Source organism: Paenibacillus sp. 01T47, assembly GCF_056398245.1.
In genome coordinates, this window is sequence record NZ_JBFTPA010000031.1 from 1 (window position 1) to 21210 (window position 21210).

Sequence of the window (21210 nt, forward strand, 5' to 3'; positions counted from 1 at the left end):
ATCCCTTCATCAACTAATTGCTTTTTTCTTAGATGAACCAATTGATGAATATCATTCATATTTGCTTTACGATAGTACATCTACTCACCGCCCCAACAAATGTATATATTGCTGAACGGAGTGTAGCATATTTCACAGTGGAAGTCACCGACTAACGTTAACATAGAAAAGCTTGCAAGTTCGTGTTGGCCATCTTGCAAGCCTAATACCATACAAATATTCAAATCTTCTATATCAATGATCTAAAATGCAGTTTGAATCGGAAGAGGCGCCCTCTTCATACCAAGCAGGGAAGTTCGTTCCCCATACATTGTTATTCAAGTTCACATGCATTCCGCCTTTGAGTGGGGGAAAGGAATGATCAAACTGTAAAAATCTTCGTTCACCGGGGCATACAAGCGCTGCATCCAATGTTTCAATTGCTAAAGCAATAAAAACAGCCCAATTATTAGCATGGTGGCATTAGTCGAATGAAGAATCATCGCCATAAAAAGCTTCCAATTTTTTATTGTTAATGTAGACTTGGCCCTTCTTTATGCTTACAGTTTCACCAGGAAGCCCCACGACTCTTGCAATATCAGTGTCTTGGTTTTTATTTTTCTTTTTTTTAAAAACCACAATATCCCCGCGGGAAACCTTACTCCGCTCATAGTATTTCATGTCCGACATTACTTCGCTGTTCAGGCTAAACGGATGCGCAGACCCGTAATCCGTTTCAGAAACCATTCCGTCCGTTCTTACCTTCGTTTTCGTTAACGCAGGGTCAGTCTTCTCAATCACCTTTATCTTCTCTTCTGTCACGGTGTCAGTAACGGTTTCGGTACAGCCGTTCAAAATCAAAACAATGAGTAGGATGAAACCTAGAACCGTTATGTTATGTCTCAAAACACTACACCCTTTCAATTTCGATTTAGTGTTGTTTACTCTCTATTACATAATAATTAAAAAATATCCGTTTTCGAACATTTTTTATGTTATATTGTTGAACTAATCTGCCCGTTATTTTAATAAAAGACATGCTCTTAACATGACTAAAAAATCAAAAAACCCGACCTCACGAGGTCGGGTTTCTTCATGGTATTGGTGGAGGCGAGGGGATTTGAACCCCTGTCCGAAGATCACGCCACACAGGCTTCTACGGGTGTAGTCACAGTTTTGATGTCACCCAAGCAAACGCCCCGTAACCGGCTTTCGCTAAGGTCAGCCTGATTGTCTTCTTCAGCTCACCGCAGGCGGAGATGAGACAGCGTATTCCACTACTTGTTAGCCCCTAATCCAGTCACATGGACGATGCTGGGTAGAAGCACGCACACAGTTTCTTAGGCTGCGAAAGCGTAGTTTGTTTGTTGTTTGCCGTTTAATAGGCTTTAGCGTTGATGAAGCGGACGACTCCCCGCTACCCGCAACCCGCGCTCGTACAATCCCCGTCGAATCCATAAACGCCCCCAATTTTGCATAAACGGTTAGCTGCAGATTAACACTACTCCAAAGAGTAGATCCACACTAACGTTTAGCTCAATTGAAGCTTTAGGATTAAGGATCAGCATCTGACCAAGCAGGCTGTTCCGATTGTCTAGCACGAATGCACTTGCATTTATTGATTGTCTTGCCGTTGCTACTGTCTTAGTATACCACGAATCAGCTGCTTCCGTGCACAATTGTTATTGGCAATCATGGTCGCTTGCTGCCATGGAAATCTACACCTTAGTTAGAAACCTTCTGTTTCTCACGCAGCACGCGCTGGATATCACGCTGAGCATCACGTTTAGCTGCACTATCGCGCTTGTCGTATTGCTTCTTACCTTTACCGAGACCAATCAATAACTTCGCGTAACCATTGCGCACATAAATCTTCAAGGGTACAATAGCATAACCTTCTTGCTTGGATAAGCCTAGAAGCTTATGAATTTGCATCTTGTGCATCAACAGCTTGCGAGCACGCGTTGGATCGGTAGGGTTGTGAATATTCCCTTGCTCGAACGGACTAATGTGCATATTGTGTATGAAAATTTCGCCGTTACGAATGGTAGCAAATGCATCACTAATATTTGCACGACCTGTTCGCAGTGATTTAATTTCTGTACCCATAAGCACCATGCCAGCTTCGAACGTTTCCTCAATGAAATAGTCATGGGAAGCTTTCTTATTCTGGGCGAGCTGCTTGCCGTCACTCTTCTTACCCATGCTAGTCACCTCGACTTAATTAAGCTAAAATAATGGTTGCACGTATACTGGTGTTCATTGTAACAACTTTAACAACGAAAATCAAGGCGGCCATGGAGCATCCCGCTCTGTCGCTCTGCCAAAAAAGGAGATTTCCCATGCTGCTTGAAATCATTGCTACGACTGCAGATGAAGCGGTTACAGCTGTAGTGCACGGTGCGGACCGTGTAGAGCTTATATCCGCCTTTGAAGAAGGTGGACTAACTCCACAAGAGGACATTACGGTTTCGGTGCTTGAGGCGTTAAAACGGCTCGAGCAAGCTAATCATACACCTATAACTAAAGTATATCCCGTACATGCGATGGTTAGGCCTCATAGCAAGTCCTTTGTTTACGATAAGGCAGATCTTAGTGAAATGACTGCTCAAATGATCAGAATGCGTACATTAGGCGTTCATGCGTTCGTCTTAGGCACGCTTCAGCTTGATGGGACTATTAATACAGATGCTTTAGAACGTTTATTGGAAGCTGCCGGTGATCGTCCTGTTACCTTCCACCGAGCATTTGATGAGGTACCTGACCAAGAAGAGGCGTTAGCCACACTCCTAAAATACCCTCAAATCAAATGGATACTTACCTCAGGCGGTAAACCGAGCGTTCTTGAAGCAACAGATCAAATTAATAGGTTGGTTAAACAAAGTATTGGACATACTGTTACCATACTCCCTGGAAGCGGTCTATCGGTTCCTTCATTGCCTGCCTTTATAAAATCTACCGGAGCACAAGCCGTTCATCTCGGAACTGGTGTTAGAACCGGTGGAACAGATTCTCCTATCGATGGAATGCTCGTTCGTCATGCCCGTCAATTACTTAACGAATTCCTATAAAGAAACAAAACAGAAGCTCCTTTTATGCACAAAAAAACCGCCCTCAACCTAAAAGGTCAAAGGCGGTTTTATCAACGTTCGTAAGCTACTACAGCTTTACAACGTTTTCTGCTTGTGGTCCACGGTTGCCTTGAACAACGTTAAATTCTACGCGTTGTCCTTCTTCAAGAGTTTTGAAGCCTTCGCCAGTGATTGCGGAGAAATGTACGAATACATCGTTGCCGCCTTCAACTTCGATAAAGCCGAAACCTTTTTCTGCGTTAAACCATTTAACTGTACCTTGTTGCATGTGTAAAAACCTCCAAAAAAATAATATTAATATGCGCCTGGTTTGTCTTTAAACAAAAAATTCACACATTGGAAAGGGTTTCATGACTATAATGATACCCTTTTCAATATGTGAATTCAGGTTCATATTATCGATTGATTTGAGTGTACTATACCCAGAATTAAAATGCAAGTGACGAGCTTAAATATATTTTCCCAAATTGCCCAGATCGCGGCGACTTCCAATTATGCCATAGAACGGAAGTCGCCGCCCTTATTTATTTGCGATTTTTCCGGACAAAAGCAGCTGTGGCGTTACCGCCGCCTCCGCTTTTTTTCTTCCGCTTGCTCTTCACCGCATCGCCGCCGCTGCCTTCCACGCTCGGCAATTCCGCGCCTCGCTCACTACCGACCACGCCGCCCTGCGGCGTATGCCGCCGCTTCGCGCCGCCGCCACTTCCATCGTTCCGCCGCTGCCCGGCTCCACGACCATTTCCGCCTGGCCCGCCGCTATTGCGGATGGGCAGGCCCCACATATCCGTACGCGCATTGTTCCCGCGCGATGAATCTCTACCGTTGCCCGGCGACAAATCCGCCTCTTGCCTCGGCCCGCGCTCCGCCGGATTTCCACCGTCGTTCACGTCAGCTCCGGCTGCGCCTTCGCCGCCACGTCCGCGCCGCTTGCCGCCGCGCCCGCTATCAGGTGCATCGATGCGCCATGGATTGGCCTGCTCGACAATGCCAACTACGCTGCGATCGACGCCGCCGCCAAATCCGCCGCGTCCACCTTTGCCTCCGCGACCTTTGCCGCGGCCGCCCTCGGCTGCACCGCCTTGACCTTTACCTCCCGCGTTTGCACCGCGATCCGTTTTACCACGATAACCTTCGGCTGCACCGCCTTGGCCTTTGCCAGCCGCGCTTGCTCCGCGCTCGTTTTTGCCACGGTAAACTTCGCTTGCGCCACCTTGACCTTTGCCAGCACCGCTCGCACCGCGCTCGCCTCTTCCGCGGTTGCCCTCACCTGCACCGCCTTGACCTTTGCCGCCGCGATTGCGATCACCGAAACCACCGCGTTTTTTGCCGCCGCGTTCGCCGCCGCCAAAACCACTGCTTGGTATGCCTTTATAGCCGCTGCGCGGCTTCATATCTACAAGCTCGAAATCAATCGTGTGCTCCGTCATACTCACCCGAGTAACGCGAATTTTAACTTCATCGCCAATTCGGTACACTTTGGACGTACGCTCGCCGACCAATATCATATGCTGCTCATGGAAGTTATAGTAATCATCAGACATGTCGCTCAAACGAATTAATCCTTCGACCGAATTGTCCAATTCGATAAACATGCCGAAGCTCGTTACGCTGCTAATAATGCCTTCGAACTCTTCGCCCACTTTATCGAGCATGAATTCACATTTTTTCAACTGCTCTGTGTCACGCTCTGCATCAACCGCTACACGCTCACGTTCCGAGGAATGCTGCGCAATTTCCGGCATCCTTGCCGTTAGCGACTCATGTCTTGCTTCCGTCAATTGGCCTTTGCCATCAAGCACCTCGCGAATGATACGGTGAATGACCAAGTCAGGATAGCGGCGAATTGGGGATGTAAAGTGTGAATAAAACTCAGCTGCAAGGCCAAAATGCCCCAAGCTCTCCGCATCGTATTTCGCCTGCTTCATCGAACGAAGCATCACCGTGGAAATAACGGTCGCTTCCTTCGTGCCGCGAATGTCCTCAAGCAGCGTTTGCAATGCTTTTGGATGAATGGAATTGCCTTTGCCCTTCACGACATAACCGAAGTTTGCTGCAAACTGAACGAAGTTAAGCAATTTCTCTTGTGACGGATCTTCATGAATCCGGTACAGGAACGGCACACGAAGCCAGTGAAAATGCTCGGCCACCGTTTCATTTGCCACGAGCATAAATTCCTCGATGATTTGCTCCGCTACCGAACGCTCGCGTTTCACAATATCAACCGCTTTGCCGTTCTCATCCACAATAACCTTAGACTCTTGGAAATCGAAGTCAATCGCACCGCGCTTCATTCGTTTCGAACGAAGACGCATCGCTAGATCCTCCATCAAACCAAACATATCAAGCAAGCTGGCGTAACGCTCTTTCAGCTCGGTTTGCGGCTCTTCTTCCGTTGCAGTCAATATTTTTTTCACATTCGTATAGGTCATACGCTCTTTCGTGCGAATCACACTCGTAAACACATCATGACGTACACGCTTAAGCGTCGCCGCATCAAATTCCATTTCACATGAAAGCGTCAGACGATCAACCTGCGGGTTGAGCGAGCATATGCCATTCGACAAACGATGCGGCAGCATCGGAATAACGCGATCCACCAAATATACGCTGCAGCCTCTAAGGTATGCTTCTTGATCGAGCTCTGAATTTTCTTTTACGTAATAGCCGACATCGGCAATATGTACACCTAACAAATAATTGCCGTTCTCCAGACGCTTCACATGCACCGCATCATCTAGATCCTTTGCGTCCTCGCCATCTATCGTCACGATGACCTCATCGCGCAAATCTCGTCTGCCTTGCTGCACAATCTCATCGTCTGTAATGGAATCAGGTGCCGCTTCAGCTTCTCTCATTACTTCATCAGGAAAGCCCTCTGGCAGCTGATGCTTGCGAATAATCGACAGGATGTCGACACCGGGATCATTTTTATGTCCCAAAATTTCGACAATTTCCCCTTCAGCAGCAGAACGCCCTTCTGGATAGGAAACGATTTTAACGACAACCTTCTGTCCGGAGACAGCACCTTGATAGCCGCCTTTTGGAATAAAGATATCCCGATTGATCCGTTTATCATCCGGCACGACAAAAGCATAAACCTCGTGATCCTCGAACGTTCCTACGATTTGCGTAACGGCACGTTCTACAATTCGGACGACCTCGCCCTCCATCCGGCCTCCATGCTCACTTCTCGAAGTGACACGAACCAGAATGATGTCTCCATTCATTGCGCTCTTCAAATCATTGGCGTGCAAATACACATCTCCATGATCCTTCTCATCCGGGATTAGAAAACCGAAGCCCTTGGCATGCGATTGCAGCTTGCCGCGCAATAAGTTCATTCGTTCCGGCACGCCGTAATGATCATTTGGCGTACGAATGATTTTGCCTTCATCCTCTAATTTGTTCAGCAGCTTAAGGAACTCCTTAAACTCCACTGCATCTACGATACCAAAATGTTTCTCAAGCTCTTGGTACGTCATCGGCTTATACGCCGTCTCTCTCATAAAATCAAGCAGTTCCTGCTCGTAATTAATCATTATTAGTTTTTCTCCTCATAAACCTGCCGTATTGCTCTAGCGCCATTTGCAGCAGGTTGATAGATTATCATATAACTTGTAGTATACACGAAATGGAAGCCCAGCATCCGTGAATATGATGAAAATACAAAAAAAGCGAGGAATATCCTCGCTTTCTGCGTGTGTGTTCGTTATTGTTTTACGAAGTAAGATACAACAAGCGCCAATATGAAGAAACCAGCTGCAAGAGCAACTGTCAAACGTTGCAAGAACAAATCCAAACCGCGCGCTTTCTGTTTTCCGAAAAGGTGCTCAGCGCCACCCGTAATCGCTCCGGACAAGCCTGCACTCTTACCTTTTTGCAACAATACGACAGCAATAAGGCCGACAGAAAATATAACAAGCACGATTTTCAATATGATATCCATTCATTCCACCTCCAGCATAGGAGCTCCGTAGAAACACATAAATCGAGTGTACCATAGATGGGCACAAATTACAATAGTACAGGCCTTATTCTCGCTGTTCACGCAAAGCCATGCTCTTTCAAATAGTTAAAATTATTTGCTGCGCTATCAAGGGAGCTTGAGCTAAATTGCTCCTGCTCCACAAACATATACTTAACGCCTGCAGGCTCAAGCTCTTTTAACAGCTCATCATAACCTACCTCGCCTTTGCCGATTTCTGCATCCTTCCGCCCTTTCAAAAAGTCTTTCAAATGCACGCAAGGAACCCGTCCCTTATATTTCTTCAAATAATCAGCTGGTTTATAACCAGCGATATAAATCCAGCCCAAATCAAACTCCATCTGCAAGAGCTCCTCTGGAACATCCGACAATATTTGATCGATAATAGGCTTCTTCTCCACCAGCTTAAATTCAAAATCATGATTATGGTAGCCGTATTGCATACCTGTTGCCTTCACCTGTTTTGCGCATTTTGTGAAAACATCAACTAAATACTGCACATTATCCTTTGTCGGAAGTTCAGGAAGCGGCGACCAAGGCGTAATAATATAAGTCACATCAAGCTCCATGGCATATTCAATTTGTCCTTCAAAATCAGACTCCATTTGTTTGGTATCGCTAAAATTCAAAGGTACATGAACGGAGGGGGCAATTAATCCGAGTCCATCCATCTTGCTTTTCAACTCTTTGGCCGGCATTTTGAAATACCCTGTGAATTCTACCGCTTTATAGCCGATTTTGGCTACCTTCTCCAGGGTGGACAAAAAATCGATCTCCGTTTGATCACGAAGAGAATACATTTGAATGCCTATAACAGGTTTCGCCAATCAAACACACCGCCTAATCGTTGATGCTTTACCCTCTTATTATGTCCTGTATGAGCGAAAAAAAAAGAAGGATATGCCTGATGAGGCATACCCTTCTATATAAGCCGCTAAATGCGTCTTATTTTACGTGTTTCAAGTTGTAGAAAGCTGATTTGCCAGCATATTGAGCTGTCGAACCAAGTTGGTCCTCAATGCGAAGCAATTGGTTGTATTTCGCAACGCGGTCCGTACGGGAAGGAGCGCCTGTTTTGATTTGGCCAGCGTTTGTAGCTACAGCGATGTCAGCAATTGTGCTGTCTTCGCTCTCGCCTGAACGGTGAGAGATAACTGCTGTGTAACCAGCGCGTTTAGCCATTTCGATTGCATCAAAAGTTTCAGTAAGCGTACCGATTTGGTTAACTTTTACAAGGATAGAGTTACCTACGCCTTTGTCGATACCATCGGATAGACGCTCAGTGTTCGTAACGAACAGATCGTCACCAACGAGTTGAACTTTTTTGCCAAGCTTCTCAGTAAGCAATTTCCAACCATCCCAATCGTCTTCAGAACAGCCGTCTTCGATTGTAAGGATTGGGTATTTGTCAGCCCATGAAGCAAGTAGGTCAACGAACTCAGCAGGTGTGAACGATTTGCCTTCGCCTGCAAGCACGTATTTGCCGTCTTTGAAGAACTCAGTGGAAGCAACGTCCATACCTAGGAATACGTCAACGCCTGGCTTGTAGCCTGCACGCTCGATAGCCGAGATAATTGTTGTAATTGCTTCTTCGTTTGAACCAAGGTTAGGAGCAAAGCCGCCTTCGTCGCCAACAGCTGTGTTAAGGCCTTTATCATGCAATACTGCTTTTAGGTTGTGGAAAATTTCTGCGCCGATACGAAGCGCTTCTTTGAAGCTTTCAGCACCAACAGGAAGAACCATAAATTCTTGAACGTCGATGTTGTTGTCAGCGTGCTCGCCGCCGTTGATGATGTTCATCATCGGAACTGGAAGCGTCTTAGCGTTGAATCCGCCAAGGTAAGTGTAAAGAGGTACATCAAGAGCGTCAGCAGCTGCGCGAGCTACTGCCATCGATACAGCTAGAATCGCGTTAGCGCCTAGCTTAGCTTTGTTTGGAGTACCATCAAGCTCGATCATTTTGCGGTCGATAGCTACTTGATCAAGAGCGTCAAGGCCAATGATTTCAGGAGCGATTTCAGTGTTAACATTTTCAACAGCTTTCAAAACGCCTTTACCAAGGTAACGGGATTTGTCGCCGTCACGAAGCTCAACAGCTTCGTATGCGCCAGTGGAAGCGCCGGATGGAACGATTGCACGGCCTTTGCCGCCAGACTCAAGAGAAACCTCTACTTCTACAGTTGGATTCCCGCGGGAATCAAGCACTTCGCGTGCGTATACATCAACGATAATTGACATGAGAGAAAACACTCCTTTTAAAGTTTTATTTTTTGTTGATTAATGTAATGCCCGTCATTTCAGCTGGTTTAGCAAGCTCAAGCAGATCAAGAACCGTTGGTGCGATATCTGCAAGAATACCGCCGTCACGAAGAGTTTCGCCTGCTTTCGTTACGATAAGCGGAACCGGGTTCGTTGTATGTGCCGTAAACGGACGGCCATTCTCGTCGAACACCATGTCAGCATTACCATGGTCAGCCGTGATGATGCAGACGCCGCCTTTGGCTAGTACAGCTTCCACTACTTTGCCAAGGCATTCATCCGTCGCTTCAACCGCTTTGATCGTAGGCTCCAGCATGCCGGAGTGGCCTACCATATCAGGGTTGGCGAAATTCAGAATGATTGCGTCATGCTTGTCAGATTCAATCTCGCGTACCGTGGACTCAGCTAGCTCATATGCGCTCATTTCCGGCTTGAGATCGTACGTTGCGACCTTAGGGGAGTTAATAAGCACACGAGTTTCGCCAGGAAGCTCATGATCGCGTCCGCCGCTGAAGAAAAATGTAACGTGCGGATATTTTTCTGTTTCTGCAGTACGTAATTGAGTCTTGTTGTTTTGCACGAGCACTTCGCCAAGCGTATTATCAAGGTTCTTTGGTGAATACGCAACGAATCCGCCAACGGTTTCACTGAATAGCGTCAAGCAGACGAAATACAGATTAACAGGGCGCTTCTCGCCACGGTCAAAGCCGCGGAAGTCCTCGTTCGTGAATACTTGCGACAATTGAATCGCACGGTCAGGACGGAAGTTGAAGAAAATCACTGCGTCCTCGGATTCAACAAGGCCAACTGGCTTGTTTTCACCGTCTACAATAACCGTTGGCATAACGAATTCATCATAAACCGATTTCTCGTAGGATTCAACTACCGCTTGAATCGGATCGAAATATTGAGGGCCCTCGCCATATACCATAGCGCGGTAGGATTTCTCCGTCCGCTCCCAGCGCTTGTCGCGGTCCATTGCATAGTAACGGCCTTGAACCGTCGCAATGCGGCCTACGCCAACCTCTTCGATTTTGGCTTGAAGACGCTCTAGATAGCCCTTTGCACTGTCCGGGGACACGTCGCGGCCATCAAGGAAAGCATGAATGTACACTTCTTCAAGCTCTTCCTTCTTCGCTAGATCGAGCAATGCGAACAAATGCTCAATGTGGCTATGAACGCCTCCATCCGACAGCAAGCCGTATAGATGAAGCTTTTTGCTATTTGTTTTTACATGGCGAACAGCACCGAGGATCGTCTCATTGTCGTAAAATTCACCATCGCGGATCGATTTACTAATACGAGTCAAATCCTGATAAACGATGCGGCCTGCGCCGATGTTCAAGTGGCCAACCTCGGAGTTGCCCATTTGACCTTCAGGAAGTCCAACCGCTTCGCCGCATGCTGTCAATGTCGTATGCGGATAAGTTGACCAGTAACGGTCATAGTTTGGTTTGTTTGCTTGTGCAACCGCGTTGCCCGTTACATCATCGCGCAAACCGAAGCCGTCGAGAATAATAAGCGCTACAGGTTTCGGAGCAGCCATATTACTTGGCCCCCTCGACCAGTGCGATGTAGGATGCAGGCTCCAAGCTCGCTCCCCCAACAAGTGCACCGTCAATATCAGCTTGACCCATGTACTCAGCTACGTTATTAGGCTTCACGCTGCCGCCGTATTGAATGCGAACCGCATCAGCAGTCGCTTGATCATAAAGACCAGCAACAACGCTGCGGATATAACCGATAACATCTTGTGCATCCTCGGAAGTAGAAGATTTGCCAGTACCGATAGCCCAGATTGGCTCATAAGCGATAACAACTTCAGCTGCTTGTGCTGCAGATAGGCCAACAAAAGCCGCTTCCGTTTGCACTTTGCATACTTCTTTTGTTTGTCCAGCTTCGCGCTCTTCCAGCTTCTCGCCTACACAAACGATAGGAAGCAAGCCATTTTTGAAGGAAGCATGAACCTTCTTGTTTACGATCTCATCTGATTCCGCGAAATAAGCGCGGCGCTCGGAGTGACCGATAATTACGTATTTCACACCAAGATCCTTCAGCATAACGCCGCTGATTTCACCTGTGAATGCACCGTTGTCTTCAAAATGTACGTTTTGTGCTCCAATAGCAATCGACGTACCTTTTGCAGCTTCAACAAGTGCCGGAAGTGTTGTGTATGGCGCGCAGATCACGCTCTCTACACCTGCAACTTCAGCTTTACCTTTAATTTCGGAGAAAAATGTTACAGCCTCGGATACCGTTTTAAACATTTTCCAGTTACCTGCAATAATCGGTGTTCTGTTGCTCATGCGTAATCCTCCTCAAATCTATATAGTTGGGTAAATGTATTATTTATCGTTAAGAGCAACTACGCCTGGAAGCACTTTGCCTTCCATAAACTCTAGGGAAGCGCCGCCGCCTGTCGAGATGAAGTCCATTTTGTCAGCTAGGTGGAATTTCTCAGCTGCTGCTGCGGAATCGCCGCCGCCAATTACAGTATAGCCAGCTGTTTCTGCGCAAGCGCGAGCAACGGCTTGTGTACCATGGGAGAATGGCTCGATTTCGAATACACCCATAGGTCCGTTCCATACAACCAGCTTGGAGTTTTTGATCACATCAGCATAAAGTTCACGTGTTTTAGGACCGATGTCGATACCTTCCCAATCAGCAGGGATGCTGTCAACGTCAACGATTTGCGTGTTAGCGTTAGCGCTGAAATCGTCAGTTACAACGATATCAACTGGGATCAAGAAGTTTTTGCCTAGTTTTTTCGCTTTTTCCATGAACTCGAGAGCCAAATCAAGCTTGCTGTTGTCTACAAGCGATTTGCCGATTTCATGACCTTGTGCTTTGAAGAATGTATAAGACAAGCCGCCGCCAATGATGACATTGTCAGCAATTTCAAGCATTTTATCGATTACAGCGATTTTGTCTTTAACTTTCGAACCGCCAACGATTGCTGTGAAAGGACGCTCTGGGTTGTTAAGCGCTTTGCCTAGTACTTCAAGCTCTCTCTCCATAAGAAGGCCTGATACAGCTGGCAAAATGTGTGCAATGCCTTCTGTCGAAGCGTGAGCGCGGTGAGCAGCGCCGAATGCATCGTTTACGAACAGGTCAGCAAGTTTTGCAAAAGCTTTCGCTAGTTCTGGATCGTTTTTCTCTTCGCCTTCATAGAAACGTACGTTTTCAAGCAATAGCACATCACCGTTGTTTAGTGCAGCAACTTGTGCTTCGACAGCTTCACCGATAGCTTCGTTCGCTTTCGTTACTTGCTTGCCTAGCAGCTCAGATAGACGTGCTGCGGAAGCTGTGTGGCGAAGCTCTTCTACTACTTGACCGTTTGGACGTCCAAGATGGCTTGCAAGAATAACTTTTGCGCCTTTTTCGATCAAAAAGTTGATTGTAGGAAGCGTTTCACGAATACGTTTGTCATCCGTAATTTTTCCATCTTCAAGCGGCACGTTAAAATCAACGCGAACAAATACTCGTTTACCAGCTAGTTCTGCAACATCACGTACACTTTTCTTATTCATCTATGAAGCCTCCCGAAAATGTGTTATGGAAAGGTATAACGGTAGAATACAAAAAAAAGAAGGGCGTTCCTTCAAAGAAGAAACGCCCCCATGACTTACGACTCTAGAAGCCGCAAATCAAAAACCTTAGCTCCGCATGCGCGGTATGCTGCGGTCTTTAGTCCGTCTTCTTTGCTTACAGACCTTTGCTAGCAATGTAAGCAGCAAGATCAACTACGCGGTTAGAGTAGCCCCACTCGTTGTCGTACCATGAAATAACTTTAACCATGTTGCCTTCAACAACCATAGTCGAAAGACCATCAATTGTAGAAGAAGCAGGATCAGTGTTGTAGTCGCTAGATACAAGCGGCAATTCGTTGTAGTTCATGATGCCTTTAAGAGCGCCTTCTGAAGCTTCTTTGAATGCAGCGTTAACTTCTTCAACAGTTACATTAACTTTAAGCTCAGCAACAAGGTCAGTTACGGAAACGTTAGGCGTAGGAACACGCATAGCCATACCGTTCAATTTACCTTTAAGCTCTGGAAGAACTAGTGAAACAGCTTTCGCTGCGCCAGTTGAAGAAGGAATGATGTTCTCAGCAGCTGCGCGAGCACGACGCAAGTCTTTGTGAGGAACGTCAAGAACGGATTGGTCATTTGTGTATGAGTGAATTGTAGTCATCATACCTTTAACGATTCCGAATTTGTCGTTCAATACTTTTGCGAAAGGAGCAAGGCAGTTCGTTGTGCAAGAAGCGTTGGAAATAATGGTGTGTGCCGCAGCGTCGTATTTATCTTCGTTAACGCCGATAACCACTGTAATATCTTCGTTCGTTGCAGGTGCGGAGATGATAACTTTTTTAGCGCCGCCTTGCAAGTGAAGCTCAGCTTTTTCTTTCGCTGTGAAAATACCAGTTGATTCAACTACGATTTCAACGCCTACCGAACTCCAAGGAAGGTCTGCAGGGTTGCGCTCTGCGAATACTTTGATTTCGCGGCCATTTACGATAAGCGCGCCTTCTTTAGCTTCTACAGTACCGTCAAGTTGACCGTGTGTTGTATCGTATTTCAGAAGATGTGCCAGTGTTGCAGTATCCGTAAGATCATTTACTGCCACGATTTGAACATCAGGGTTGTTCAGTGCTGCGCGGAATACGTTACGGCCGATGCGACCAAAACCATTAATACCAACTTTAACCATTTTTGTTTCCTCCTAAGCGTTTTTAAAAGATTTATGAATATATTTCAAGACATTTTGCAGGTATGCCTTAACAGCAATTTGCAAATTGTCATGATTCCTTATTGCCTTCTTCTTGACTGTGCTTCTCTTGATCGATCAAAGCTACGATTTCAAGTGCCGCTGCTTCATCCGTTACGAGTACATCATTGTGTCCAAAGCGCATCACTGCCGCTATAGCCTCGCCTTTGCTCTTGCCGCCAGCAACACCTATAACAACTTCAGTTTTAACAATATCCTCGAGCCGTAACCCCACCGTTTGCATTTTGTGCACGACAGCGCCTTTTCGGTCAAAATAAAACCCGAACGACTCCGCCAAAGCACCCTCAGCTTCCATAGCATCAATAACTTCACGCTCTAGCCGCCTGCGTCTTGCCATAACCATAGCATCTCCGATACCATGTACAACGATGCGAGCACTGCGGATGACATCCACAATTTCTCGAATGTTCGGCTCCTGCATAATAGATGCAAAAGCTTCCTCTCCCAGATGATCCGGCACATGTAGAAGTCTATACTGCGCTCCTGTACGCTTAGCCATCATGGAAGCAATCGTATTCGCTTGGTAATCCAAGCTCTCCCCTAGACCGCCTCTAGCCGGTACGAACAAGTTCGTATTCAGCTGAGAAGAACTAATCAGTTGATTCGACAGCTGTGCAATCGTCGTTCCGCCTGTTACAGCTACAACGTCGTTAGGCTGCATTACCTTGATAAGCACCTGACATCCCGCACGTCCAAGCTCTCGCTTTGTTTGGGCAGAGACTTCCGAATCGCCAGCAACTATAATGACCTGCGATAGGCCGTAGTGGCTGCGAATCGTTTCCTCCAGTTCGGATAGTCCGAACATTGTCTTGTAGAATGGCTCAAGCTGCTCTAATAGAAGCTTGCCTGAATCGCTAATCCGCATGCCTCCCGAATGAATCTCGAGCAACCCCTGCGTCTTTAGGAAATCGGTCTCTGCCCGAAGCATACGCTCCGTCATCGATAATACAGAAGCCAACGTTCGACGTCCGATTAAATCCGATACCATTACTTGATGCAAAATCGAATATCGTTTCTTCATGACCTCTAGCAGATCAGGCACAAGCTGCTGCTGCAGTTCAATGATCTGACGCATTTCTCATCCTTCACTCCATCGGCCTATAGCGTATTCGGTTCAAAATACGTTGGACTCAATATGTCCCGCGGTATCATTTCAAGTCCCACCTTTAGTTTATCGGAAATAACCGATTGTAGCAATAGCCGATTATCAATTGGAAACGGTTTCCGACGCATTTTTAACAAATTTAATTTTTGAACATCGCTTGCTTTAAAATCTTTAATATCATATAATCATTTTTGCGACTATTTTCTTACAGAAGCAGATAGCAGCAACAGCAGCTTTTCCTTATGCGCCCGTGGTCCAATGGATATGACGCAGCCCTCCGAAGGCTGAGATCTAGGTTCGATTCCTTGCGGGCGCGCCATTACTTTTTATTATCGCAAGTTCAAACTCTATATTGATACACACGAACCGTTCCTATACGCTGGAACGTTTTTTTTATTTTAAGCAACACCCAAGTGATTAATCTCCCGCTACAACATCCAACCTATGCCTCATGGAAAACACTCCAAATTGCGCTTGTATATTTCATCCAATCCACTTCAAACCCATTTTTTTCGTATACGCAGCAAGGGAATTACAGACCTGTTTGACTATCTTTGACTTTTGACTTTTCATCCGTTATTATGAGAATACGATTTAACCATTCATTGTTTTTTAGGAGGGGGCTTACGTTGGATATGAATTTCGTTCCTATGGTTATTGAGCAAAACAATCGGGGTGAGCGTGCGTATGACATTTACTCTCGCCTACTGAAAGATCGCATTATTTTTCTAGGATCAGGTGTAAACGACGTGGTGGCAAACTCCATCATCGCTCAATTGTTATTCCTGGCGGCAGACGACCCTGAGAAGGACATTTCTCTTTATATTAACAGCCCGGGCGGCTCAATTACGGCAGGCATGGCTATTTACGATACGATGCAATATATTAAACCTGATGTATCTACGATTTGTGTAGGTATGGCTGCTTCTATGGGTGCTTTCTTGCTTACTGCAGGTGCAATTGGCAAACGTTATGCGCTTCCGAACAGCGAAGTCATGATCCATCAGCCACTTGGCGGTGCAGAAGGCCAAGCAAGCGATATCGCCATTCGTGCGAAACGCATTATCGGCATGCGCGACAAGCTGAACGGTATTTTGGCAGAGCGCAGTGGACAATCGCTTGAACGTATCGAGAAAGATACAGACCGCGATTACTTCATGAGTGCAGCAGAAGCCAAAGAATATGGCTTGGTTGATAAAGTAATTGAGAAACTCGCATAATTCATTCCGCTAGGTCATAGGTTTGAACGCAAAAAAGAGCAAGTTCGGATTCATCCGAGCCTGCTCTTTTTTTTAGTGCAAACACATTCGTAAGATTATTGTACATTCCATATAAAAAAAGAGCTGCCGCCGCAAGCTCATAATGAACCTGCGTGACTTCTCTCCTTCTTCATTATTGGTTCTCCAGCTCTTCTTTGCTTACCAAAGCGACTAAAGCGTTTACAGCCTGTTCTGCGTCCGAACCCTCGGCACTAATGGATACTTCAGTGCCAGAACTGATAGCCAAACTCATAATACCCATTATGGATTTAGCATTTACTTTTTTGTCGTCTTTCTCTACAAATACTTCGGAGGAAAATTTGTTCGCTTCTTGTACGAATAATGCTGCTGGTCTTGCATGTAGTCCAGTCTTAAGACGAACAACAACCGGAAGCCTTGTCATGGAAACCATACCCCCTATATTTTTCTCAATCATTAGCATGCGGCAAAAGCTTATACGGCTCTGTTTGCCGTCTTCTGGCTGCAAAAGCTCGTTTCCGGACAAAGATAAGATGTGTAAGTATCAATGCTGCTTATTCTTATCTTTAAAAATTGCGTCATTTTAAATTATTATATCATTATACCAGCTGATGCACTAGGATAAAAGTTCAGACACCGCGGATTTTTTCCGCAAGTGCGTCGATTTTGCGCAAACGATGGTTTACGCCCGACTTACTGACCTTTCCTCCGAGCATTTCGCCGACCTCAGTCAAATTCATATCCGGATGCTGAAGCCTTATCTCAGCTACTTCCTTCAGCTTATCAGGCAAGCTATCCAGTCCTACTTCACGTTGAAGCAGCTTAATGTTCTCGATCTGACGAACAGCTGCACCGATCGTTTTATTTAGATTGGCCGTTTCGCAGTTTACGATCCGGTTTACTGAATTGCGCATGTCGCGCATGATTCGAACATCTTCAAACTTGAACAGAGCTTGGTGCGCACCAATAATATTGAGGAGCTCAATTATTTTCTCGCCCTCTTTGATGTAGAAGATAAATCCCTTTTTTCGCTCAATGCATCTCGCGTTAAGATCAAATTTGTTCGCAAGGTCAACTAACGACTCACAATGCTCTTGGTACATCGAAGAGATTTCCAAATGATAAGATGAACCTTCTGGATTGTTAACCGATCCGCCAGCAAGAAACGCACCCCGTAGATAGGAGCGTTTGCAGCAAGGCTTGCGAATGATTTCCTTATCGATGCCTAAATTGAACATAAAACCTTCCGATACAATTTTGAGCTCGCTTAATATTTCCTGAACTCTAGCCGGTATACGGACAATATACACGTTGTTTTTTTTCAATCTCATCTTTTTACGGACAAGCAGTTCTACATGCACATCATAATGTTTTTTGAGCAGGGAATAAATCCTTCTGGCAATCGCGGCATTTTCCGTTGAGATGTCCAAAACGACTTTGCGGCTAGATACGCTAACCGAACCATTCATCCGTATGAGTGCAGATAGCTCCGCTATCTCACAGCAGCTGTCCGCTTCAATTAATGTCAGCTCTTTCTTTGTTTGGGCCGCAAATGACATTGTGTATCACCTCTTTCGTAACATCCAGTTCTCTACCAGCTTATAAATATGATGGCTTAAGCGTTCGGCATCATGCCGAAGAAAAGTGCGAAACAATACTAGCCGATCCGCAATGACTTCATAACCCTTTTGCGTAACTGCATCTAAATCCAAATGGACGGCCTTTGCGCCAAGCTCAGCATATCTGCTTTCGATTTGCGGCGGAATTTCGCCGTCATTTACAATGACATAATCGAATAGATGTTGACCGATATGAGCATGAATGGCATCAAGGTGATCGCCTACCGAATAATTATCAGTTTCCCCAGGCTGGGTCATAACATTACATACAAATAATTTTACGGCTTCTGATTCCACGATGGCAGTTGCCAGTTTAGGAACTAGCAAGTTTGGAATAATACTTGTATATAAGCTGCCCGGTCCAATCAATATAGCATCGGCCTGTTCAATGGCCTCGACTGCCTCTCGCAGCGGTTCGACATCGGCTGGTTCCAAAAACACTCGTTTAATGACCTTGCCAGCTTTCGGAATCATGGATTCCCCTGTGACAATGCTGCCATCAGCCATTTCCGCTTTAAGTACGATAGCCTGATTCGCTGCGGGCAGAACCCGTCCTCGAACCGCTAACACACGGCTCAGCTCACGAATCCCAGTTACAAAGTCGCCGGATATATCGGTCATTGCTGCCAGCATAAGATTGCCAAGGCTGTGGCCTGCAAGTCCCGGTACCGTTTTGAAACGATACTGAAGAACCTCAGTCAGCAGCGGCTCAGCATCCGCTAATGCCATAAGTACGTTCCGAATGTCACCCGGAGGCGGAATTTGCAGCTCATTGCGTAAAATGCCTGAGCTCCCGCCATCATCGGCAACCGTAACAATCGCGGTAATATCGAGCGGCTTCTCCTTAAGACCTCGCAGCATAACAGAGAGACCTGTACCGCCGCCAATTACGACGATTTTAGGCCGTCTCATTATCTTGTGTCTACTTTGCATTTTCTCACCTCGTCAATGCTTGTCACGTTCGGCATCGCGATGGCTGACACGCACACGTTCCGTATCACTGCTGCCGAGCATGCGTCCCAAATATTCTGCTATAGCAACGGAACGATGCTTACCGCCAGTACAGCCAATACCGATAACAACCTGACTTTTCCCTTCCTTACGATAAAGCGGAATAAGGAATTGCAACATATCCAGCAGCTTCGTTAGAAATTGCTGAGTTTCAGGCCATTTCATAACGTATTCATATACATCGGGATTTTGACCAGTATTTGGGCGCAGATGCTCGACATAATGCGGATTAGGCAAGAAACGAACATCATAGATCAAATCCGCATCGATAGGAATGCCATATTTAAAGCCAAAGGAAGTTACATTTATCGACAAGCTGTTTTGCTCTAGGTGTGTAAAATGAGAAATAATACGTTCCTTCAATTGTGCTGGTTTCAAAATACTCGTATCAATAACCTGTGATGCCCAGCCCTTTAAATCCTCAAGCAGGCGACGTTCGTTGCGAATGCCCTCAAGCGGCATGCCCTCAGGCGCCAGCGGATGACGACGTCGGCTTTCCTTATAGCGCTGAACCAAGACAGAATCAGTTGCATCCAAAAATAAGATTTCACAGCTAATCGTATAATGCTCCTTGATATAGGCCAACGACTCCGAAAGCGCCGTGAAAAATTCACGCCCGCGCAAATCGATAACAAGCGCAACGTTGCCGATTTTACCGTTCGACTGATCGATCAACTCTGCAAATTTAGGAATAAGAACGGGCGGCAGATTATCTACGCAGAAGAAACCGAGATCCTCCAGGCTTTGGACAGCAATGGTCTTGCCCGCGCCAGACATCCCGGTTATTATGACAAGCTTTGCTACTGCTGCTGTCGTTTCCATGAATAAACCTCCTAAAGACTTTGCGAATGCAAAGTCACTTCGTAAGGATACGCTTAGACTTTGCGAATGCAAAGTCACTTCGTAAGGATACACTTAGACTTTGCGAATGCAAAGTCACTTCGTAAGGATATGCTTAAGGTTTGCTAGGGCAAACCTACTTCGTAAGAATACGCTTAAGGTTTGCGAACGCAAACCTACTTCGTAAGAATAGGCTAAGACTTTGCAGATGCAAAGTCTCTTCGTCATTTACAACTATGAAATTAACCTCTTAGAATAAGGCCGGCTGCGCCTACAACGCCAGCGTTGTTGCCTAGTGTTGCCGCTACGATTTGCACATTTTCTTTCGCTTGATCCTGTGTATACTTGTCGAATACTTCACGAATTTGCTCGAATAAAAATTCTCCAGCCTTCGAAACGCCGCCTCCAATGATGAAATATTGCGGATTCAATACAATAGCGATCATCGCCATTGATTTACCCAAATAATAAGCAGCACGGTTTACGATGCGAGTTGCTACTTCGTCTCCTGCTTTAGCCGCATCAAGAACATCCTTCGCCATAATATCCTCAACAAGTGAAAGCGATGTACGATCGCCGCGTTCCACCGCATCCTTTGCCATACGGATAATACCTGTTGCAGAGGATACCGTTTCCAAGCAGCCAATTTTGCCGCAGCCGCATACAATAGCTTCAAGATCAGGCACGATAGCCATATGACCAAGCTCGCCAGCCATACCCATAGAACCTTCAACGATTTTACCATCTATAATTATGCCGCCGCCTACGCCTGTGCCGAGTGTGTAGCATACGCAGTGCGCGATGCCTTTGCCCGCTCCGCCCCAAGCTTCGCCTAGTGCAGCAACATTCGCATCATTATTAACTTTAACTGTCTTATTCAGCTCTTGCTCCAAATAAGCCTTAAGATTGACGTTCTCGATTTTTAAGTTTGGTGCAAATTTCACAATTCCGTTTGGAATATCTAAGAAACCAGCAATACCAACGCCTACCCCGTCAACTTGCTCCCAATCATAGTCCGATTCCACTACGATTTGTTGTGCATATTTCGCAATATTTTGAAGGATAGTGTCCGTTCCTTTACTCGCCTCCGTCGGCCCCTCGTACGTCTGGAGCAATTGCCCATCCGAATTACAAATACCTACTTTAATAGCAGTTCCGCCGACATCGACTCCAACGTAAATCTTCTCAGACATCACTAGTCCACCTCATCAATATGTTAATCTTCTCTTGTAACACTATAAGCGACCTTCATCCTCTGGTCAAGATAGAGGAATACTGGCAAATCAACCATTCT

The 21210-nt window shown here is 46.0% G+C and carries 19 protein-coding genes, 1 tRNA gene and 1 other RNA gene; 3 read left to right on the forward strand and 18 right to left on the reverse strand.

Going from position 1 to position 21210, the window contains the following annotated elements; all coding sequences use genetic code 11:
• Window positions 1-462: 462 nt before the first annotated feature.
• The 3 genes from lepB to smpB form a co-directional block, all read right to left on the reverse strand.
• Window positions 463-885, reverse strand: a complete 423-nt coding sequence (gene lepB / locus AC1DOV_RS31960) for a signal peptidase I (RefSeq protein WP_477512260.1) — start codon at window positions 883-885, stop codon at window positions 463-465.
• Between the two features lie 196 nt (window positions 886-1081).
• Window positions 1082-1447, reverse strand: a transfer-messenger RNA (tmRNA) gene (gene ssrA, locus AC1DOV_RS31965).
• A gap of 257 nt (window positions 1448-1704) precedes the next feature.
• The gene (smpB, locus tag AC1DOV_RS31970; protein WP_477551946.1) at window positions 1705-2184 is read right to left on the reverse strand and encodes an SsrA-binding protein SmpB; all 480 of its coding nucleotides are present in this window, start codon (window positions 2182-2184) and stop codon (window positions 1705-1707) included.
• 137 nt (window positions 2185-2321) lie between these two features.
• Here smpB and AC1DOV_RS31975 point away from each other — a divergent pair, with 137 nt between their 5' ends.
• On the forward strand, window positions 2322-3050 hold the full coding sequence (locus AC1DOV_RS31975; RefSeq protein ID WP_477551947.1) for a copper homeostasis protein CutC: 729 nt from the start codon (window positions 2322-2324) through the stop codon (window positions 3048-3050).
• Window positions 3051-3138: 88 nt separating this feature from the next.
• Here AC1DOV_RS31975 and AC1DOV_RS31980 read toward each other — a convergent pair whose 3' ends face one another.
• From AC1DOV_RS31980 to AC1DOV_RS32025, 10 genes are all read right to left on the reverse strand, one after another.
• The gene (locus AC1DOV_RS31980; RefSeq protein WP_028609190.1) at window positions 3139-3339 is read right to left on the reverse strand and encodes a cold-shock protein; all 201 of its coding nucleotides are present in this window, start codon (window positions 3337-3339) and stop codon (window positions 3139-3141) included.
• Between the two features lie 256 nt (window positions 3340-3595).
• On the reverse strand, window positions 3596-6610 hold the full coding sequence (gene rnr, locus AC1DOV_RS31985; RefSeq protein ID WP_477551948.1) for a ribonuclease R: 3015 nt from the start codon (window positions 6608-6610) through the stop codon (window positions 3596-3598).
• Between the two features lie 170 nt (window positions 6611-6780).
• On the reverse strand, window positions 6781-7017 hold the full coding sequence (secG, locus tag AC1DOV_RS31990; protein WP_054025946.1) for a preprotein translocase subunit SecG: 237 nt from the start codon (window positions 7015-7017) through the stop codon (window positions 6781-6783).
• 98 nt (window positions 7018-7115) lie between these two features.
• Window positions 7116-7883: a sugar phosphate isomerase/epimerase family protein gene (locus AC1DOV_RS31995; RefSeq protein WP_430063731.1), complete on the reverse strand. Its 768-nt coding sequence runs from the start codon at window positions 7881-7883 to the stop codon at window positions 7116-7118.
• A 118-nt stretch (window positions 7884-8001) separates the two neighbouring features.
• Window positions 8002-9294, reverse strand: a complete 1293-nt coding sequence (eno, locus tag AC1DOV_RS32000; RefSeq protein ID WP_076270740.1) for a phosphopyruvate hydratase — start codon at window positions 9292-9294, stop codon at window positions 8002-8004.
• Window positions 9295-9319: 25 nt separating this feature from the next.
• A complete protein-coding gene (gene gpmI / locus AC1DOV_RS32005) occupies window positions 9320-10861 on the reverse strand; it encodes a 2,3-bisphosphoglycerate-independent phosphoglycerate mutase (protein WP_076270741.1) in 1542 nt (513 codons plus the stop codon).
• 1 nt (window position 10862) lies between these two features.
• Window positions 10863-11621 carry a triose-phosphate isomerase gene (gene tpiA / locus AC1DOV_RS32010; protein ID WP_076270742.1) on the reverse strand — a complete coding sequence of 253 codons (759 nt, stop codon included), beginning with the start codon at window positions 11619-11621 and terminating at the stop codon, window positions 10863-10865.
• A gap of 39 nt (window positions 11622-11660) precedes the next feature.
• Window positions 11661-12845, reverse strand: a complete 1185-nt coding sequence (locus tag AC1DOV_RS32015; RefSeq protein ID WP_430063728.1) for a phosphoglycerate kinase — start codon at window positions 12843-12845, stop codon at window positions 11661-11663.
• Between the two features lie 175 nt (window positions 12846-13020).
• Window positions 13021-14025 carry a type I glyceraldehyde-3-phosphate dehydrogenase gene (gap, locus tag AC1DOV_RS32020; RefSeq protein ID WP_054025940.1) on the reverse strand — a complete coding sequence of 335 codons (1005 nt, stop codon included), beginning with the start codon at window positions 14023-14025 and terminating at the stop codon, window positions 13021-13023.
• A gap of 88 nt (window positions 14026-14113) precedes the next feature.
• Window positions 14114-15178: a sugar-binding transcriptional regulator gene (locus AC1DOV_RS32025; RefSeq protein WP_339206024.1), complete on the reverse strand. Its 1065-nt coding sequence runs from the start codon at window positions 15176-15178 to the stop codon at window positions 14114-14116.
• A gap of 274 nt (window positions 15179-15452) precedes the next feature.
• On the opposite strand from AC1DOV_RS32025, the gene AC1DOV_RS32030 reads away from it, so the two are divergent.
• Together AC1DOV_RS32030 and clpP are read left to right on the forward strand one after the other, a co-directional pair.
• A tRNA-Arg gene (locus tag AC1DOV_RS32030) sits at window positions 15453-15527 on the forward strand.
• Between the two features lie 316 nt (window positions 15528-15843).
• Window positions 15844-16428 carry an ATP-dependent Clp endopeptidase proteolytic subunit ClpP gene (gene clpP, locus AC1DOV_RS32035; protein ID WP_169091151.1) on the forward strand — a complete coding sequence of 195 codons (585 nt, stop codon included), beginning with the start codon at window positions 15844-15846 and terminating at the stop codon, window positions 16426-16428.
• Window positions 16429-16600: 172 nt separating this feature from the next.
• Here the strand turns inward: clpP and AC1DOV_RS32040 are convergent, their stop codons facing one another.
• From AC1DOV_RS32040 to AC1DOV_RS32060, 5 genes are all read right to left on the reverse strand, one after another.
• Window positions 16601-16870, reverse strand: coding sequence for an HPr family phosphocarrier protein (locus tag AC1DOV_RS32040; protein ID WP_028609180.1), 270 nt, complete (start codon window positions 16868-16870; stop codon window positions 16601-16603).
• 205 nt (window positions 16871-17075) lie between these two features.
• Complete coding sequence (gene whiA, locus AC1DOV_RS32045) at window positions 17076-18005, reverse strand: DNA-binding protein WhiA (protein WP_076270746.1); 930 nt, start codon at window positions 18003-18005, stop codon at window positions 17076-17078.
• Window positions 18006-18011: 6 nt separating this feature from the next.
• Window positions 18012-18977: a gluconeogenesis factor YvcK family protein gene (locus tag AC1DOV_RS32050; protein WP_339206022.1), complete on the reverse strand. Its 966-nt coding sequence runs from the start codon at window positions 18975-18977 to the stop codon at window positions 18012-18014.
• A gap of 33 nt (window positions 18978-19010) precedes the next feature.
• Complete coding sequence (gene rapZ / locus AC1DOV_RS32055; protein WP_076270748.1) at window positions 19011-19898, reverse strand: RNase adapter RapZ; 888 nt, start codon at window positions 19896-19898, stop codon at window positions 19011-19013.
• Window positions 19899-20158: 260 nt separating this feature from the next.
• Complete coding sequence (locus AC1DOV_RS32060) at window positions 20159-21109, reverse strand: ROK family glucokinase (protein ID WP_339206020.1); 951 nt, start codon at window positions 21107-21109, stop codon at window positions 20159-20161.
• Window positions 21110-21210: the final 101 nt, after the last annotated feature.